At 65.5% G+C, this 17,734-nt stretch carries 21 protein-coding genes; 9 read left to right on the top strand and 12 right to left on the bottom strand.

The annotated features are described in order from the left end of the window. Positions 1 to 119: 119 nt before the first annotated feature. The 6 genes from OG953_RS27660 to OG953_RS27635 all read right to left on the bottom strand — a co-directional run bounded on the left by OG953_RS27660 (position 120) and on the right by OG953_RS27635 (position 5,185). Entirely contained in the window at positions 120 to 980 is an 861-nt protein-coding gene (locus tag OG953_RS27660; protein WP_405687632.1) for a fumarylacetoacetate hydrolase family protein, read from the bottom strand. A gap of 136 nt (positions 981 to 1,116) precedes the next feature. After that, entirely contained in the window at positions 1,117 to 1,887 is a 771-nt protein-coding gene (locus OG953_RS27655; RefSeq protein ID WP_405687631.1) for a YidC/Oxa1 family membrane protein insertase, read from the bottom strand. A gap of 91 nt (positions 1,888 to 1,978) precedes the next feature. Continuing rightward, positions 1,979 to 2,311 (bottom strand): DUF6412 domain-containing protein, encoded by a 333-nt coding sequence (locus OG953_RS27650; protein WP_405687630.1) that lies wholly within the window; start codon positions 2,309 to 2,311, stop codon positions 1,979 to 1,981. 297 nt (positions 2,312 to 2,608) lie between these two features. Continuing rightward, positions 2,609 to 4,171, bottom strand: a complete 1,563-nt coding sequence (locus OG953_RS27645) for a sodium:solute symporter (protein WP_405687629.1) — start codon at positions 4,169 to 4,171, stop codon at positions 2,609 to 2,611. Further along, complete coding sequence (locus tag OG953_RS27640; protein ID WP_114249032.1) at positions 4,168 to 4,326, bottom strand: DUF3311 domain-containing protein; 159 nt, start codon at positions 4,324 to 4,326, stop codon at positions 4,168 to 4,170. Before OG953_RS27640 ends, OG953_RS27645 begins: the two co-directional genes overlap by 4 nt. Before the next feature lie 55 nt (positions 4,327 to 4,381). Continuing rightward, positions 4,382 to 5,185, bottom strand: coding sequence for a class E sortase (locus tag OG953_RS27635; protein ID WP_405687628.1), 804 nt, complete (start codon positions 5,183 to 5,185; stop codon positions 4,382 to 4,384). 78 nt (positions 5,186 to 5,263) lie between these two features. On the opposite strand from OG953_RS27635, the gene OG953_RS27630 reads away from it, so the two are divergent. From OG953_RS27630 to OG953_RS27620, 3 genes are all read left to right on the top strand, one after another. Continuing rightward, a complete protein-coding gene (locus tag OG953_RS27630) occupies positions 5,264 to 6,265 on the top strand; it encodes an SEC-C metal-binding domain-containing protein (RefSeq protein WP_405687627.1) in 1,002 nt (333 codons plus the stop codon). Between the two features lie 108 nt (positions 6,266 to 6,373). Beyond that, on the top strand, positions 6,374 to 6,868 hold the full coding sequence (locus tag OG953_RS27625) for a GNAT family N-acetyltransferase (protein ID WP_405687625.1): 495 nt from the start codon (positions 6,374 to 6,376) through the stop codon (positions 6,866 to 6,868). Between the two features lie 109 nt (positions 6,869 to 6,977). Continuing rightward, the gene (locus OG953_RS27620) at positions 6,978 to 7,346 is read left to right on the top strand and encodes a hypothetical protein (protein ID WP_405687623.1); all 369 of its coding nucleotides are present in this window, start codon (positions 6,978 to 6,980) and stop codon (positions 7,344 to 7,346) included. 170 nt (positions 7,347 to 7,516) lie between these two features. Here the strand turns inward: OG953_RS27620 and OG953_RS27615 are convergent, their stop codons facing one another. From OG953_RS27615 to OG953_RS27605, 3 genes are all read right to left on the bottom strand, one after another. Beyond that, positions 7,517 to 7,753, bottom strand: coding sequence for a transposase (locus OG953_RS27615; RefSeq protein WP_405692097.1), 237 nt, complete (start codon positions 7,751 to 7,753; stop codon positions 7,517 to 7,519). A 19-nt stretch (positions 7,754 to 7,772) separates the two neighbouring features. Beyond that, positions 7,773 to 8,165 carry an SgcJ/EcaC family oxidoreductase gene (locus tag OG953_RS27610; protein ID WP_405687622.1) on the bottom strand — a complete coding sequence of 131 codons (393 nt, stop codon included), beginning with the start codon at positions 8,163 to 8,165 and terminating at the stop codon, positions 7,773 to 7,775. 99 nt (positions 8,166 to 8,264) lie between these two features. After that, positions 8,265 to 8,684 (bottom strand): RidA family protein, encoded by a 420-nt coding sequence (locus OG953_RS27605; RefSeq protein WP_405687621.1) that lies wholly within the window; start codon positions 8,682 to 8,684, stop codon positions 8,265 to 8,267. 135 nt (positions 8,685 to 8,819) lie between these two features. Between OG953_RS27605 and OG953_RS27600 the strand changes: the two genes are divergently transcribed. Both OG953_RS27600 and OG953_RS27595 read left to right on the top strand, forming a co-directional pair. Then, positions 8,820 to 8,978: a hypothetical protein gene (locus tag OG953_RS27600; RefSeq protein WP_405687619.1), complete on the top strand. Its 159-nt coding sequence runs from the start codon at positions 8,820 to 8,822 to the stop codon at positions 8,976 to 8,978. 572 nt (positions 8,979 to 9,550) lie between these two features. After that, positions 9,551 to 10,528: a NaeI family type II restriction endonuclease gene (locus OG953_RS27595; protein ID WP_405687618.1), complete on the top strand. Its 978-nt coding sequence runs from the start codon at positions 9,551 to 9,553 to the stop codon at positions 10,526 to 10,528. A gap of 223 nt (positions 10,529 to 10,751) precedes the next feature. Here OG953_RS27595 and OG953_RS27590 read toward each other — a convergent pair whose 3' ends face one another. Next, positions 10,752 to 10,931 carry a hypothetical protein gene (locus OG953_RS27590; protein ID WP_405687617.1) on the bottom strand — a complete coding sequence of 60 codons (180 nt, stop codon included), beginning with the start codon at positions 10,929 to 10,931 and terminating at the stop codon, positions 10,752 to 10,754. Positions 10,932 to 11,061: 130 nt separating this feature from the next. Next, positions 11,062 to 11,328, bottom strand: a complete 267-nt coding sequence (locus tag OG953_RS27585) for a hypothetical protein (protein WP_405687615.1) — start codon at positions 11,326 to 11,328, stop codon at positions 11,062 to 11,064. 777 nt (positions 11,329 to 12,105) lie between these two features. On the opposite strand from OG953_RS27585, the gene OG953_RS27580 reads away from it, so the two are divergent. From OG953_RS27580 to OG953_RS27565, 4 genes are all read left to right on the top strand, one after another. Continuing rightward, entirely contained in the window at positions 12,106 to 12,804 is a 699-nt protein-coding gene (locus OG953_RS27580; RefSeq protein WP_405687613.1) for a hypothetical protein, read from the top strand. Positions 12,805 to 12,866: 62 nt separating this feature from the next. Beyond that, a complete protein-coding gene (locus tag OG953_RS27575) occupies positions 12,867 to 14,273 on the top strand; it encodes a transcriptional regulator (RefSeq protein ID WP_405687611.1) in 1,407 nt (468 codons plus the stop codon). Between the two features lie 2 nt (positions 14,274 to 14,275). Beyond that, positions 14,276 to 16,117: a DEAD/DEAH box helicase gene (locus tag OG953_RS27570; protein WP_405687610.1), complete on the top strand. Its 1,842-nt coding sequence runs from the start codon at positions 14,276 to 14,278 to the stop codon at positions 16,115 to 16,117. Next, on the top strand, positions 16,107 to 16,565 hold the full coding sequence (locus tag OG953_RS27565; protein WP_405687608.1) for a very short patch repair endonuclease: 459 nt from the start codon (positions 16,107 to 16,109) through the stop codon (positions 16,563 to 16,565). Before OG953_RS27570 ends, OG953_RS27565 begins: the two co-directional genes overlap by 11 nt. Here the strand turns inward: OG953_RS27565 and OG953_RS27560 are convergent. Then, entirely contained in the window at positions 16,500 to 17,717 is a 1,218-nt protein-coding gene (locus OG953_RS27560; RefSeq protein ID WP_405687606.1) for a DNA cytosine methyltransferase, read from the bottom strand. The two genes, OG953_RS27565 and OG953_RS27560, sit on opposite strands and share 66 nt — an antisense overlap. Between the last annotated feature and the right edge of the window lie 17 nt (positions 17,718 to 17,734).

Raw genomic sequence — 17,734 nt, 5'->3', positions numbered from 1 at the left:
TGAAGCAGCACCCCACCCCTCCGACCTTTACAACCGGTCAAATCAAGCCCGTCCGGCGCTTGAGGACAGAGCGGCCACCCGGACGCCCCCGGCGAACCGCCCCGCCCCCAACACCACCGCTACGCGTCCTTCAGCTCCTGCCGCTGCCGCCCCAGCCCCGCAATCTCCAGCTCCACGACATCCCCCGCCCTCAGGTACGGCTTGGGCTCGGGCTGCCCCAGAGCGACCCCCGCGGGCGTCCCGGTGTTGATCACATCGCCCGGGTACAGCGTCATGAAGTGGCTGAGATACCGGACCACCTCGCCCACCGGGAAAATCTGGTCGGCCGTCGTGCCGTCCTGCTTCAGCTCACCGTTGACCCAGAGCTTCAGCGGCAGCGCCTGCGGGTCGGCGATCTCGTCCGCCGTCACCAGCCACGGCCCCAGCGGGTTGAACGTCTCGCAGTTCTTGCCCTTGTCCCAGGTGCCGCCGCGCTCGATCTGGAACTCGCGCTCGGAGACGTCGTGCGCCGTCGCGTATCCGGCGACATGTGCGAGCCCCTCCTCGGCGGACTCCAGGTAGCGAGCGGTGCGCCCGATGACGACCGCGAGCTCGACCTCCCAGTCGGTCTTGACGCTGCCGCGCGGCACCAGCACCGTGTCGTCGGGCCCGACGACGGTGTCCGCCGCCTTGAAGAACAGGATCGGCTCGGCGGGAATCTCCGCACCGGTCTCGGTGGCGTGGTCGTGGTAGTTCAGCCCGATGCACACGATCTTGCCGATCCGGGCGAGCGGCGGCCCGACCCGAAGCCCCTCGGCGTCGAGCTCGGGCAGCTCGCCGGGCGCGGCCGCGGCGGCCCGTACCCGGGCGAGCGCGGACTCGTCGGCGAGCAGCGCGCTGTCGATGTCGGTGACGATTCCCGACAGGTCACGCAGGGTTCCGCCCTCGTCCAGCAGTGCCGGTCGTTCCGCGCCTGCCGTACCCACACGAAGCAGCTTCAACGGTCTTTCTCTCCTTGGTCGAGATCGGGCCCGTCGGATGGGTGGCGGCCACCGCAGGCTTGTCCGATCGTCCAAGACATCCGATCACTCCGCAAGACCCTGTTCACACACTGGACCGGCGCACTCGCCGTCCCGATTACGCCGCGGTGGCCACGGCGGCGCCCGCGGCCGGCATGTCGCGGTAGAGGACGGCCCGCTCGACCGCGGTCCAGGTGGTGCTCGTGACGACGTACAGCGCGGCGGCGAGCGGTACGACGGACACGGTGAAGAGGGTGGCGAAGGACATCAGGGGCATCAGCTTCGTCATCATGCCCATGCCCGGGACCGGCTGTCCGTCGGGGCCGGTGGTCGGGGTGACGGGGTTGGCGGCCATCTGCCGCTTCGTCCGCCGGAAGTTGAAGGTGGCGACGACGGCGACGATCGCGAACAGGCCGAGGTAGACCATGCCCTGCGCCCCGGACGGCCCGCCGTGCGCGAGCGCGTCCTGCCAGTGCTCGCCGAGCGGGGCTCCGAAGAGCTGGTGGCCGAGCAGCTCGTTGGGGTCGCCGCCGATCTCCGGGCTGGAGAAGAGGTGGTAGAGGAGGAAGAAGGCGGGCATCTGCAACAGGCTGGGCAGGCAGCCGGAGAGCGGCGAGACCTTCTCCTCCTTGTGCAGTTCCATGAGCGCCTTCTGCATGCGCTCGGGGTTCTTGCGGTGTTTCTTGCGCAGTTCGGCGATCTGCGGCTGGAGCCTGGTGCGGGCCTTCTGCCCGCGCGCCGCGGCCCGCGACAGGGGGTGTATCGCGAGCCGCACGAGCGCCGTGAACAGCACGATCGCGGCGGCGGTGGACGCGCCCTGGAAGAGCGGGTGCAGCACATCGGCCAGCACGCCGACCAGGGCGGCGAACGCGGACATGATGACGGACATGGGTGAGCCCTCCGGGGGTCTCGTCTTGCCGGGAAGAAGAGCGAACTCGGCATGACGAACCGCGAGGGGTGCCTACTACTGGTGTGAGCCCCTACGCGGCCGTCGGGAGGGCACGGCCGGGGGCTCGGGGGCGTCTGCGTCCCTTGGCGTCCGGGTCTCGCTGCGGCAGGAACGCGGTGCGTTTCTCCCGGTCGCGTATGGCCGTACGGACCCGGGTGCGGGGCACGGGGACGGCGCAGCGGGCGCTGATGACCGAGGCGACGGCGAGCGCGGAGCCGGCGGCCGCGGTGGCGGCGAGCGCGACGGCGGCGGAGAGGCTGCCGCCCTCGGCGAGGAGGACTTCGGTGACGAGGAAGAGCAGCAGTCCGACAGGGCGGAGCAGCTGGGCGAGGCCACCACGCAGACGGTTCACGTCACCGCTCATCGGCCCCTCCCTTCTTCCCCTTCGCGGCCTGACGGCCGGGCTCACGCAGCCACACTTTTCGCGCAGGTGTGCGTTCGGTACTCCAGCCGTTATACACGATGGGTCCGATATACCCGTCCGCGCTCAGGCGCGATCGGTCTCCAACGGCTGCGGCAGTCGGTGCGGCGCGAGCCGTTCCTGATCGTGGGCAGCCTCGCCGACGACTACGGCCGCCGCTGACGATCGCGATCGCCGCGAGGGGCTCGGGCGCGGACGGCGCGCTGCTGCTGTCGGTGGGTCCGGCCCTGCCGACGACGGTCAGTGTCCTGTTCCTGCGGGAACGCCGCTGAGCTCCGCTCCTGCGGGAGCGCCGCTGAGCTCCGCGTCCTTTTCCGGAGACCCGATCTCGTCCCGCGCGAGCACCTCGCTGTCCGGCCGGTCGTCGTGCTCGCGCGGGCCCGCGTACGTCACGGCGAGCGCGACGACGAGGTTGGCACCGAGCGCCACGATGCCCGCGTTCACCCCCCACACCGGATCGTTCTCCGTGAACACGAACCCGCACACCATGCCCACGCCGACGACCAGCCCGCTCATCGCCCCGAGCAGGGTCAGCCGCCGCCACATCAGCCCCAGCAGCACCATGGGGAGCAGCTGCGCCATCCCCTCGTACGAGATGAGGGAGAGCCGTACGAGGGTGTTCGGCGCGGTGTACGTGAGCACGAGCGCGATCACACCCGCGGCCACCACGACGGTCTGGGCGGCGCCCTTCTGCCGCCGCTCCCACCGCGGCACGAGCGACAGCACACTGCGCCCCCACATCGTTCCGATGACCAGCATGAAGACGGCCATCGGCACGATCGACGACAGAGCCGCCGCCACACCGATGACGCCGACCGCCCAGGCCGGCAGCGAGTCCACGACAAGCTTGAAGAGCGCCAGGTTGGACTCGGCGCCGACGAGCCCCGGCACGACGAAGAGAGCGGCCATGCCGAGCAGCATCGGCACGAAGAGCAGCACGTTGTAGGCGGGCAGCCACATCGCGTTGCGGCGCAGTACGTCGGCGCTCGATGCGCCGAGATAGCCGGCGACGGTCGTCGGGAAGATCACCACGGTGAGGGAGTTGAGGAACGAGGTGGTGATGAACCACGCCTGCCCGAGCCCGCTGTCCCCGTGCCCGGGGAAGGTCAGCCACTGGCTCTTCTCGGTGACGAGCCGGTCGAGGAAGGGCCCGTATCCGTCGAAGTAGTGGATCGGTACGTAGAGGGCGAGGAAGCCGAGCGTGGCGATCACGAGGATGTCCTTGAGGACGGACACCCACGCGCTGCCGCGCAGCCCGCTCACCACGACGAAGCCGGTGGTGACGGCGAAGGCTATGAAGTAGGCCCAGTTCAGGCTGATGGCGCCGTAGGAGATGGTCGATACGACCACGCCCATGCCGGTGATCTGGAGCTGGATGTACGGCAGCAGGAAGACGGTCGCGAGGACGGCGACCAGCGCACCGAGCCAGGGCCGTCCGAAGCGGTGCGCCACCATGTCGGTGATCCCGACGAGTCCGTGCTTGCGTGCGTACGCCCAGAGCATCGGCCCGACGACGTAGCCGAGGGCGTAACCGCAGGACATGTACGCCACCACGTAGAGCACGGGCGCCCCGTAGTTGTAGCCCCATCCCGCGGCGCCCAGGTAGCTGAAGCTGGTGTAGCCCTCGCCGGCCATCAGCACCCAGATGAACACGGTCCCGAGGCTGCGCCCGCCCACGGACCACTCCGCGAGCCCGCCACCCTCGCCGCTCCCTCTCCGCCGCCCGCGCATCGCGAGCAGCCCGAGGGCGACGGTGACGACCATGAAGACCCCGAAGACGGAGGTCGCGACTGCGGCGTTCACCGGCGGTCCCCCCGTCGGGTCAGCCATACGGCGACGGGTGTGAGCAGGGTCGCCCCGAGCAGCCACACGAAGAGGAACGGCAGCCCGAGAACCACGGGATGGACCCGGTTCACGAACGGCAGCGCCCCCAGGTACAGGACATGGGGGACCAGCAACCACAACAACTGCGGACGTCGTCTGAGCACGTCAGGGAACCTTAGTGCGACACCGCTACCGCGCCCGGACCCCCGTCAGTTTCCCCCATACGACAAGCCGGTACCGGGAGGTGAATTCGGGCGTGCATGTAGTGAGCGTCACATAGGAACCGGCGGTGCTGTACCCGGCGTACGGCTTCACATTGCTGCGCGGAACGGCCGCGATGACACCGCTGTCACGGGCGCTGGTCTGCCCGAGCGTCCGGTCGACGGTGTACGTGTAGACGGCGTCCCGGGTCTCCACATCGATCCGGTCCCCGCGCCGCAGCCGGTTGATGTGCCGGAAGGGTTCGCCGTGCGTGTTGCGGTGCCCGGCGAGCGCGAAGTTCCCGGCCCGGCCGGGCTGTGCGGTGCGCGGGTAGTGCCCGACGTACCCCTTGTCGAGGACGCCTCGTTTGCTGATGCCCTGGGCGACGGGGGCGGTGAGCCCGAGCCGCGGGATACGGATGACGGCGTACGCCTGGTCCCAGCGGGGCGCGGGGGGTGCGGTGCGGCCCCCGGACGAACGCCCGCCGGAAGCCCCACGTCCGGACCCGCCGCTGCTCCCCGTGCCGTCCGCCGGCCCCTGTGGCTGTCGCGGCTGCTCCTGCGGCTGCCCGTGCGGCTCCCCCCACTCCCTCTGAAGGGCCTGCACCTTGTGCTGGGCGTCGGCGCGGGCCTGCCGGTTGGTCCACCACAGCTGATGAACAACGAGCAACAACAGGACGACACCCAGGGTCACCACCACCTCGGCGCCCGTCCACAATCCGCGCGCGGCGACCCGACGCCCTCGCGAGTTCCGCTGCACCACGACCGGTATCCGCTCCCGCACGGCCCGCACGATAGGGCCATGTGCCGTAACTCTCCAGGGCCGGAACATCCCTCCGTCCAGGTGCCGTACAGCAGTACGGTGTGGTTCATGCGCCCCGACACGCCTGCTGACCACACCACCGAAGCCGAGCGCCTGCTGCGCACCGCGGCGCAGTACCCCGAGGACCGCGAGCCGCTGCTCCTCCAGGCCGCGGCCCATCTGGAGCTCGCCGGTGACCGCGCCCGCGCCACCACCCTCTACGACGAACTGCTCGGCTCCCCCGACCTCGACCACCCACACCTGGTCAAGGCCCTGAACGCGGCCAACCTGTGGGAGTACGGCCACGAGGCCGAGGCCCGCGCGATCATCGACGGCATCCGTGCCGCGGGCCCACTCGACCCGGCGCCCTGGGAGATCGCGGCCGAGACCCTCGAATCGCACGACGAGCTGGAGGCTGCCCACGACTGCTTCACGACCGCGCTGACGCTTCTCCTCACGCCGGGCGAGGAGGTCCCGTACGCCACGCAGTCGCTGCTGATCGGCCGCCACCGTGTGCGAAGGCTGATGGGCGTCGAGCACGACGTCTGGGACGAGCTGGCCGACACCGTCCACACGGCCTCCGTCCCGCTGGACGAGCTGCACGACCCGAAGCGCCTGTGGGCGCTGGGCTCCTCGGACCCGGGCGAGCTCCGGGCCGAGATCACCCGCCTCCGCGCCGAACTGGGCACGTACCGCACCGCGTTGTCCCGCCCGTTCCCGGTGGCGGTGCTGCACTGGCCGGCCACCGAACTCGACGAACTCCTCAACGCGTACCCGGTCCTGCGCGGCGAGTACCCCTCCCACGCCGACCACCTGGCCCGCCTGGAAGCCGCGCTCCGGGACCTCCACCAGGCCGGCACCCCGAACCTCGGCATCGTGACGGGCACGGTCCCGTCGTACGAGGCCTTCGCCGCCTCGGAAGCAACGTCCCCGGCCGACCCGGACCTCCTCCCCCAGTACGCCACCACCCTCGCCGCCCGCGGCCGAGCGGTCCCCTGGCCCCCGGCCCGCAGCGCACCCTGCTGGTGCGGATCGGGACGGAACTACCGGGAGTGCCACGGGGCGGAGTGACGGCCCCGGTCGATCGGGGGCCCCGCCACGGCAGGGCCCCCGATCGCAGGTCCACGTCCCTTCCCGCCACGGCAAGACCTCTGGCCCCAGCCCCCGTACCCTTCCCCCATGCCCGAACTCCAGCGCCTCCGCGCCGATCACGCCCCGGCCCTGCTCGCGTTCGAACAGGAGAACCGCGCCTTCTTCGCCGCATCGGTGCCGGATCGCGGCGACGACTACTTCGCCCGCTTCGACGCCCGGCACGCCGCCCTGCTCGCCGAACAGGCCGCCGGACTCTGCCACTTCCACCTCCTGGTGGACACCGAGGGCGAGATCCTGGGCCGGTTCAACCTGGTCGACGTCGCGGACGGCTCCGCCGACCTGGGCTTCCGTATAGCCGAAAAGGCCACCCGCCGGGGCCTGGCCACGGCCACCGTCCGCCAACTCTGCACCCTGGCCGCCACCGAGTACGGCCTGACCACACTGCGCGCAGCAGCCGCGCTCGACAACACGGCCTCACGCACGGTCCTGGCCCGCACGGGGTTCGTCCCCACCGGAGAAGAAATCCTGCTGAACGACCGCCCCGGGCTCGGTTACGTACGGAGCACGGCGGCCGAGGTCTGAGGGGCGCCGAGGCCCGAGGAACGCGGTTCGCCAGAGACGCGCCGGGCGATGGCTCGGGTGCCAGGACCGCCCCTCCTGTCCGGGCCGGTGCTCGTGCGAGGATGCGTGAATGGTGACGGAGGCGGAGTGGGAGCGAGTTCAAGGTGAGCTGCGCTTCGGTCAGGTCGTCACGGGCACAGTCGTCCGGGTGCCCAAGCCCGGGGTGATCGGTGTCTTCGTGGACATCGGCCTCAGTGTCGAAGGGTTCGTCGACGTCGTGCTTCTGCCTCGTGGACGAAACGAGGACTGGCCTGTCGAGGGGACTGTGACCGACTTCGAGATCTGGTGCGTGCACACGGGTCACCAGCAGATACGGCTGAAGCCGTCTGATCCGAAGTACCTGTGCGAGGACTTCGCCGACTTCGTTGCGCAATACAGGCCCGCTTGGCCATCCGAAATCGGCAAAGCCGTAAGGGGTCCGAAGCCATCAACTCCGTAGGAACTGCTCGGGCTTCGCTCCACTGAAGACCCGCGAAGTGTGAGACACGCGTGCGGGCAGCTCAAGGAACGCATGGCCCGCAAGCTGCGGACCGAGCCCGGCTAGGACCTGTCCGGGCGATCAAGTGCGGAGCCAGATGACCAGGGCCGCTGTGGTTGCGGTGCCGAGGATCAGCGCAGGTACTGGCCGCAGGGGCCGTTGCTGTAGGCCTTGTCCGCGGCGAGGCTGTCGGGCCTTGTGCGCGGTCTGCCCGGCCCGATGCGCGGGACGCGGATCTTCTCCAGCACCGGCTCGAACTGAGTGCAGTCCGCCCGCTGCCCCGACGTGACGACCAGGGACAGCGGGCGGCAGCGGCCGTCCGCGCTCAGGTGCAGCTTGCTGGTGAACCCGCCGCGCGAGCGGCCCAGTCACGTGATCATTCGGGTTCTATTCGAACCGCACTTCGGTGTTCTGGCATGCGTGCAGCAGCCACCTCCCGTCATCCTGCTTCGTCATGACGTAGAGCGGAGTGCCTTCCGTTTCGCCCTCTGGCGAGTGATAGACCTGCCGAACCTTGACGGCCGCCACGTCGGGCCGCAGGAATTGAGTGTGCACTGCCTCGTAGGTGATCTCACCATCCCAGCTGGCTGCGGGCAGCACGGCGCGGGTGAACTCGGCGATCGCGTCGAAACCGATCAGGACCTTGCCGTGGCCGGTGGTCCAGAGAGCTTCGGGGTGGAAGAGCGCGAGGAACCCCTCGACGTCTTTGGCGCGCTGAGCGTGCTCGACAGTGGTGACGACCTGTTCGATGGCTTTAATATCTGCGGTTTCGGTGTCCATGCAGATCACTCTGGGACCTCAAGCAGGCTTGAGGTCAAGGCCCAGCCGCGAGATCGCCAGGACAGGTCCTAGTCGGTTGCCCGTTACCGACCCACGCTCCTAGCTTTCGGGTCCCTCGGCCGGGCGGACCGCGACCGCGTCGATCTCGAAGAGCATCCCGGGCAGCGCGAGCGAAGCGACCCCGCTGAGCGTCTGGGCGGGCAGCCGGTCGGCCCAGGCGCCGTGCAGCGCCTTGCCGAGGATCTCCAGCTTCTCCAGGTCATGGTCGACGATGTACGTGCCGAGCCGTACGACATGTTCGAAGCCGAGACCGACACCGGCGAGCGCGATGCGCAGGTTGCCGAAGGACCGCTCGACCTGTGCGGCGAAGTCACCGGGCACGACCTGACCGGTGTCGTCGGAGGCGTACTGCCCACCGATGAACACCAGCTCGCCGGGTGCGGAAGCAGCATGGCTGTAACCGAACGGGGTGGGGTCGTGCAGCCCGGCAGGGTTGGTGATGGTGCGGCTGTCGCTCATGTGTGGCGATTCCTTCAAGTGCGGTGTTTCCACCCGGTGAAGCCCCTCCAGCGGAGTGGACACTCGATCCCCGCGCTGCGAGGGCGATGTCGTGACTCTACTTGAGGCACTTCGTGCGGGTTTCGGAAGCCGAGCGTGGCCGACTCACTTACCGTCATCAGCCGTACCAAGCAAAGCCCGTCGACCGGCCGCCGCTGGCTGACCGCGCGCGCCCAGGCCGACTTCACGTTCGCCGACCCGGGCTACTGCCAGGATCTCGTCGACCGACCTGATGAGCATCCTGAGCGGAATTGAGTGGGAACGTCCTAACCTCTTCCGGCCCTACCTGACCTATCTCTCACAACTCGACGGCAAGCTGGCCAAGGTAGACGGCTGGCTGCTCATCGCTCCACAGCTCTCGCGCTCCAGCCGGATCGAAGCAAGCATCCTCGGCTCGTCCCACTTCTCGCACGTCCGCCGTAGCCGCCAGGCAGGAAAGACTGCCTTCGGTCGTATCGCGAGCATGGAACACCGAACCGCAGCGCAGCTCACAATCGACTGCGCAGGGTCCCCTGAAGGTGCCACCAGCGCATCCACCGGAGTAGTCCTGCTGTGCCCGGTTGTGGAGGGTCAAAGCGACGCTGATACCGCGCCGCCGCACCCAATGGCATCGCCGATCCGTCAAAGGTCATCATGGCCTTCACTCTGATACCGCCGACCTGCGCGACCGACTCATCTCGCCGCCTGCTCCGGTTCCGGGCGAAGGACTCCCGGCACGCCAGCAGCATCGTCGTTCCAAACAACTCAGACTGACGGGAACTAGTCCCGTAACCCGGGAGTCATGACAGGTGCCAACGTGTTCTTAACCTTCCGTGAAGGAGCACTGAGTGACCCTGTTCGCCATGCCAGGTCCGGGACCTGGCGTCTGCGATGACCCTGAACTGATGCTGGTGCACCAGTATTTGATGAGGTGTGACCCCGATGGCCAGCGCTTCGCTCGGGTGCTCCGAGAGGCCATAGATCAGTTGCTCGACGGTGAGCACACCGGCCGTTTCGACTGGAAGGACCTCCACAAGACGGAGAAGACTCATGCCGGCACGCTCGTGGAGCTCAACCTCCTCCGAGAGTTCGGGTTCGCCAGCGGCCAGGACATGGACTACCTGATCGAAGGCATTGAGGTCGACTGTAAGTTCTCGCAGAAGGAGTTTGGCTGGATGATCCCGCCGGAAGCCCTGGACGAGATCTGCCTCGTTGTCTGGGCAGACGACCACGACGAGCGGGGCCTCTGGAGCGCTGGCCTCCTCCGCGCCGATCGCCAGAAGCTGACGGTAAGCGGGAACATCACCAAGAAAGGCAATCGCGACGGGAAGTTCCGCCTGACCAGGGATCACCACTCACTGATTACATGGCTTTGGCGCCGAAAGCCCCTGAAGGAAAACCTTCTACTACACCTGGATCCGTCCCTCCAGTCAAAAATTTTCGCGCCGAAGTCAGGGCAGGGGAAAGTTAACGAATTGTTCCGGCTGATTCAGCGACGCCGGATCGACCGCAACGTGGTGAGAACTCTCGCACGGCAGTACGACTACATGGCTCGAGTCCGGGATGACAAAAACGGAACGCGCGCACGCCCAGCCTTGCGACAAGAGGGCATCATCATCACTGGCGACTCGACAAACCATCGAGCGGTTGCTGAGGCACTCGGCGGACCCGTGCCAGAAAAAGGCGAATTTGTGAGCTTCAAAGTCGCCCGTGCACAGCCCGTCCACGGCGACCGCCCATCTGCGGAGCTCGACGGATGCCATTGGGTCGCGGTGAGCAAGGACGAAGCAGTCGACCGGCCCGCACCGAAGCTCCCATCACGTTGAACGGCTTCCCGCGAGACATGTAGATCGAGCGTGTCGTCGCGCAGGGGAAGGACGGTCGGCGCACCTTCCCCTGCAACGCCAGCTCGGCAAGGGGAGCAGGACCACCCTTCGCCACCGGCATACCTCTTCTTGGAAAGAGGGAATGCCCAGTGGTCACCTTGGCGGCTGGGGACATGCTGATCAGGTCAGCACTGAGAGTGGGCGCAAAACAGCCAGCAGGATCTCAGTCCGGCGTCCCGGAGGGCATGGTATCCGCGCTGCCGCTGCGCACCACCGTCACGGTGACCGTTTCGATGGTGGACCAATCGCCGCCCTGGTGAATCTTGGGCTCCAGGTCAATCTTCCGCTCCACGCGGGTCGTGACCTCGGACCAGCCGCTGCACCGGTCGCCGGCATTCTCCATGAGGGTTCTCCGTAGGTACTCAAGGGACAGATGGACATGTGTCATGACACCGACGGATCAACAGTCAGTCAGAGTCAGGGGGCAATTGATCTAGCCGCGGCTGAGCAGTCAGTCGCGGATGTCGGCGGGATCAGCCGCTCTCGGGGGGAAGGGCAACACGCATAACCAGCTCCGCGTACGTGGTGAGTCCAAGAGCGATAAGAGCGAGGGCAATGCGCATGGCCTCCTCCTGAGTGCGCTCACGCCCGCCCATGAGGACAGCCTCGGCCAGATCCACCCGTCCCGTGACATGCAGTTCGTTCACAGTCAAACTGATCTCGTCCGCAGTCATGGTCTTGCTGGCGGACCAGGAGATTCCGAGCACACTCCGACGGTCACCGGCATCGTGCGCAGCCACCAGGACACCGAGCGTCTGGCAGACGGCGTTTGTGGCGTTGCGCCGGTCCGCTGCCTGCCGGGGTGCCGGACGAGTGCCAGCGGGTACATCGGAGGCCGACTCACGGGCACCAACCTGGGGAGAGATCCGCCACCGGGATATGTTCGATGCTGCGGCAACGTCGCGCCCCCGCCGCACAGCGGAGCTGCGGAGCAGCTCAAGCTCAGCGAGGGCCACGGGTACTTCCTCCGGGGCGATGGAGCCGGAGAGCGCCTGGTGCATCGCCCTCAGCCGCTTGACACCGGGCACCCGGCGACCGCTCCAGTAGCAGGACAGGCTGCTGAGCGGGACGTTCAGATGTCGGGCCCGAGCTCCTTGCTTTGCGTTGGGAATGATGCTGAGCAAGTGACGGAAGCGGCGGACGAACTCTATGCGGTCGGGACCGCATCCTTCCCAGTAGCTCTCTCTTACACGGCCGACTGCAGCCACGGATCCCCCTCGCATGAGTACGTGATGAGTAAGAGTCAGTCTTTCCTGAGGGACAGGCCCCGGCGCAACCCGGAATGGGCCCTTCCGGCCTTTGACTTGTTTGCGGACAGTTGGATCCACGGGCCGGTGTTTGCGTTTATCGGAGCCACCCTCGGCTGACGTGTTTGCGTTCGGCCGCAAAGATCGGCAGGGACTTGCCGTGAGTTCTACGCACGTTCAATAGTGGATGCGGGCGCCGCACGCGACGACTGCACTTGCTGTGCAAGCTCGTTGCCCGAACTCCATCTCCGGCTATGAAAGGCAGGAAGTGTGACTTTCCAGGAGATTCCGTCGTGGCGGGATACAAGTAGGGGGACGATGGTCCGGTGCGCCCTCTGGCTGGTTGCTGAGGTAGGTGTGGGTGAGGTTTTCACGAAGACCGAGCTCCGGGATGCCTTTCCCGAGACATCCCAGATCGACCGCCGGATGCGAGACCTCCGGGATCGCGGCTGGAAGATCGCCACCAACCGCGAGGACCCGACGCTGACATCGAGCGAGCACCGCTTCGTCGAGATGGGTGCGGAGGTGTGGAAGCCGGGCCAGTCGAAGGCCAAGACGCCGGCGGCGGGCATTACGGCGACACAGCGCCGTGAGATCTTTGAGGCGGATGACTATCTGTGCCGCGTCTGCGGCATTGCGGCCGGCGAGGTGTACGAGGGGGGCGTGGAAACTGCTCAACTCGACGTCGCACGCCGGGATGTCCTCAAGCCCGGTGCGAAGGTAGTAGTGGAGATGGTTACCGAGTGCCGCCGTTGCCGGGTCGGTGGCCGGGGCGGCCAGGCCGACCTGGCAGGGATCCTCGGCCGTTTGGGACAGATGAGCCAGATCGAGCGGGATCACTTCACTCAGTGGGTGGTTTCGGACCGGCGGGACTTCAGCATGATGGAGCGTCTCTGGGGCGAGTACCGCACTCTGCCCTCGGAGTCCCGGAAGGCAGTGCGGGCTGCGGTCAGACCGGCAGAGCGCTGAGCCGCAGCGTCGGCGGTGCCGGCAGCTCAAGGCACCGCTGGAGATAGAGGAGAAGTACGAAGATGCTGAAGTTCGTCCTCCCGCCGAAGGCGGCTGAGAACGCCGAGTTCATCGCAAAGCGGCTCAAGGGGGCCGTCGAGGGAGAAGGGCCACGGGAGACGGTCACCGTGGAGTGGAACGGCCGCCCGCTTCACGTTGGCGTGATCGACATGCCGCTGCGCGACCTTTATTACAATCCCGCGACACACAGAATCAGGGCTCAACTCGGCCATGACCCGATTCTCTCCAAAAGCCTGCAGGCCGATCCATGGCTCGACGAGAGCCAGGACTACTTGAACCGTCTGCTGATCAGCAAACCGACCAACCCTGACGAATCTGACCCAGAATTTGAGGCTCTAGTAGCAAGCCTCAAAGCAGTCGAACAGCAGGAACCGGGGTTGATTACGCACGAAGGAATCCTGGTAAATGGTAATACTCGCGCCGCAGCGCTGAGGAAGCTACAGAAATCATCGATCCGTGTAGGTGTACTCCCCCCCTCATTCACCTGGGAGGACATCAATGCGGTCGAGCTCGCGCTTCAGCTCCGGCCGGATGAACGCAGGGATTACTCTTACATCAACCGGTTGATTGCGATGGAAGAGCAGGAGCTGTTGGGTCGAGCGGCAGCGGATATTGCTAGAGATTTCCACATCCAGCTGAAGACCTTCAAGCAAGAGAGGTGGATCCTCGGCGTTATCCGGGAAATGATTGAGCGCAGCCAGACAACAGACGGCGCAGAACTCAGCCTCACCGACTTCGAGGGACACAAAGAGAACTTTAAAGAGCTACACCGGAACTACATCAAACATCAGGCAACCAGTCAGGAACTCGCCGAGCAGGTCAAAGAAAATCGCATAGCAGCCATCATTCTTGATTTCGCGAAGACGAAAACACGTCTGATCGGTAGCGAATTCCTCCATGAATATCTAGAAGAAGCGCTTTCTCCGGAATTCAAAAAGATCATCCCCGAAGCTGCTCCTTCCATCGCGATTCCAGGACTTAGCGTATCGGTCGCCCCTCCGTCCGACTTTGTCCTGCAAGCAAGATCCATCACAGATCACATTCTGCAAGCCAAGGCTACGGAATCGGCCCGCCATCTCTCCACAGAAGCCCGCGACGCGGCCCGGCAGACTGTTATCTCAGCGCGTAAGGGAATGGGACGGGCGCTCCACGAGGCTGGCCGTGATGACAACTTGAAGAAGTTCCAACAGACGACCGCGGAGCGTCTCGATGACGCCAGTGCCGCCATTGACCAGAGCGTCAGTGACCTGGCTCAGGCGCTGGCCAGCAGCAGTCTGGACAAGGACGGGTTTGATAGCGCGCTACTGCGACTGAAGGGGAGCCTCGTGAAGCTCGCCCGGCAGGCGAACCGCGGAATTCCCGAACCCGGCGCCGGCATGGCATGGCTCATCAAGGCAAGCGAGGATTAGGCGTGGCTGACCCTGCGGAGCCGTCGCTGCGACTCGGTTTCGACGAGTCGCGGACCAAAGTCATCTTGAGGGCGCAGCCAGAGAGCCACGAGCAACTGGTACGGCTGGCTGCTAGGTTCAGCAGCGGCAGCCAGCGGGGGTCGCTATCCGCTGAGGTTGACCTTGAAGACTTCCTCTCTCATCTCACCCTGCTCAATCAGTGGCACGATCCTTCTGGAGTGATGTTTGCCCCTGACCTGATGGCATTGGCAGAAGGATCGGTGCGGGACTCGCAGGCGCTCGCGTCCCGGCTTGCCGCAGGTAGCCAAGGGAGGGATGTCACCGGGGATGTCCCTCCCGATGACGTGCTAGTGCGGCTAGGGGGAATGTGGAAAGCGCCGCTGACGGAGTTCCAGATCCGCGATACTGCCAAACTGTTGTCTCTCACACACGGGGCGAATTTCAGTGTGCCGGGCGCGGGGAAGACTCGTACGGCGATGGCTGTCTATGCAGCGCTCCGTGAAGCGGGAATGGTTAAGCGTCTACTCGTCGTCAGCCCGAAATCCGCCTACGAAGCATGGCAGGAGGAGGGCGAGCACTGCTTCACGATGCCACTGCCGGTCCGTATCTTCGAGCGACGGCCGGACAACGAAGCCGAAGTGCTGCTGGTGAACTACGAACGGCTGCACCGGTATCAATCAGAACTTGCGGACTGGCTGAGTACAGCGCCCACCCTGATGGTGCTAGACGAGGCTCACCGGATGAAGCTCGGCGTCAGGGGCACCTACGGCGCGACCTGCATGGCACTCGGGCCGCTGGCCCGCCATAGGCTCATCCTCACAGGTACGCCCGCCCCGAATGGCGCCAAGGACCTGGAGAGCCTGCTCTCTTTCGTGTGGCCGGGACACGGCCGCCGTGCTGTCGACAAAGCTGTGGCAGGCGGGGACTTGGCGTATGCGAGCAAAGTTCTCCGCCCACTGTTCACAAGGACGACAAAGAACGAACTTGACCTTCCTCCTGTAGATATCCAGGTGCGTTCTGTGAACCTCCCAGATGCCCACCGAAAGCTGTACTCAGCACTCTGCGAAAAGGCTTCAGATTCTGGACATCCGGAGCAGGACGAGCTCGCCAGAATGGGCAAAGTACTTGCCTACCTCATGATGGCCAGCACGAGTCCAGCGCTGCTGGAGAAGGGGCTGGAACGTTACGAACCGCTCCCCTTCCACATCCCATCCTCCAACGCACCAGACACCGGTTCGCTTCGCGATCTCATGCGGAATCTTCCTCGCTACGAATTGTCACCTAAATATGAGGCCGTCCTTCAGACTGTGTCTGAAAATGCCCGGGTGGGACGCAAGACTCTCGTGTGGTCAACATTCGTCCGCAACCTGACCACGCTAGGCGGCGCCTTGGCGAAATTCCGGCCAGCAATTGTGCACGGCGGAAGCATCGACCGCGATGAGCAGCTTCACCGATTTCGAAAAGACCCTGACTGCATGGTTCTGTTGTCTAACCCAGCAACGCTCGGAGAAGGCATCAGCCTGCACCACGTATGCCACGACGCTATCTTTTTGGATCGAGACTTTGCAGCCGGTCGATTCTTGCAGAGCCTGGACCGAATTCATCGTCTTGGACTCGCCGCCGACACGACGACACGCATCACTATCCTCCTTGCCAGAGGAACAATCGATGAACGAATCCATAGGCGACTCGGAGATAAACTGGAGTTCATGGGGAAGATCCTGGATGACCCCTCGGTGCAGGAACTGGCTGATCCGGAAGAGGAAGTAGCCCCCTACGGGATGGATGCCATGGACCTCCACTCGCTCCTCGAACACGTGGGGGCGGCCAAACATGGTGAATGACGAGAGTAACTGGATTCCCCCGGAGGGGACTTGGGCCTCATCGGCCGCCCGGCGCCGGAACATGCAGGCGATCCGGAGCCGGGACACCAAGCCGGAGCTCATGATCCGGAGGCTTCTCCATGCACAAGGGCTGCGTTACCGCGTAGGGGCCAAGCCTCTGCCGGAGCTTCGCCGGACGGCAGACATTGTCTTCCGCCCGGCGAGGCTGGCAGTGTTTATCGACGGCTGCTACTGGCACGGCTGCCCGGAACACTACGTCTCACCGAAGACAAATTCTGGCTACTGGTCAGACAAGGTCACACGGAACGTGACCCGCGACCGGGACACAGATGAACGCCTCCGCGAAGCGGGATGGACTGTGCTCCGATTCTGGGAGCACGAGTCACCCGACGGCTGCGCCCTCACGATCGCTGCTACGGTCAGCCGGCTCCGGAATGACAGGCGCTGAGAGGTCAGCCAACTTGAACAACAGCTCACTGTCCCGTTCCCGTTCCCCAGCCAGGACCCGCTCCTCCCACCCCGGGGCCACAACTCCTGCCTCGCGAGCCGCTTTCAGAGCGGCGATGATCTGCTCCCCCACTGCTTGAGCGACCGGCGGCGGGAAGGCATTCCCCACTTGCCGGTATGCAGCAGTCTTCTTTCCAGAGAACTTCCAGGTCTCCGGGAAGCCCTGGATGATCGCCGCCTGCGTCACTGTGAGCTTCGGCCCGGCCTTAGCGAAGAGATCACGATCCTGGCTCTCCAGCCGCTCCATTTCCGTTGAGTCATTCGCGACACCGAGCCCGCATACACCCAGCGCTGCCCACGCCTTCTTGGCTCGGGTGGGACCGAGGTCCGCGCCGCCATGCTTCTTAGAGCCTCCAACGAGCGTGGGCGCAACACCCTTCGATGCCTGGCGTAGCCACTTCTGGAACATGTCGTCGGCCCGTGGGTCATCAACGCCGTCGTAGCGTTTTTTCATGGTCTTCTTCAGCGCCTCCCCCACAGTGACGAGCGGCCTTATTTCCGGCTTCGTAATAGCGAAGAATGGAATGTATGCCTTCTTCATCGCCACCAGAATGGCGCGCGGGCGGAGCTGCGGAACCCCGTAGTTCTTGGCTTCCAGAACTTCCCAGTAGCATTTCTCATAGCCCATGGACTCAAGACGCTCCAGAAGCTCCTCACGGTACCCCTGGAACTTCTCCTTAGGCTCAAGCAGCCCCCGGACGTTCTCAATCATGACGGCTTTGGGCTCAAGTTCCTCGACCAGGTCGAGCATGGTCGGGAACAGGTCCCTCTCGTCGTCCCGCCCCAGCTGCTTGCCTGCGATGGAGAACGGCGGGCATGGAACACCGCCGGCGAGCAGGTCAAGGTCTCCCGCTTCCAGCCCTAGCTCCAACCTCAGATCCAGCGGCTTGAGCTGCGTCAAGTCAGCCTGCTTGACCTTGCAGTCCTCCCACTCCGCGTTTCCCTCTACGTTTTTCCTGAGGGTGGCTACCGCGTTCGGGTCGATCTCGATCAGTGCAAGATGCCTGAACAGCGCATTGTGCAGGCCCAACGCCTGCCCACCCGCCCCGGCGCAGATCTCAACCGAGGTGAACTCCCTCTTGGTGCTGGTCACGCACCCTCCTTCCAGAC

Source organism: Streptomyces sp. NBC_00057 (genome assembly GCF_045041165.1).
Taxonomy (GTDB): Bacteria; Actinomycetota; Actinomycetes; order Streptomycetales; family Streptomycetaceae; genus Streptomyces.
This window is presented reverse-complemented; position numbering and strand designations above follow the sequence as displayed.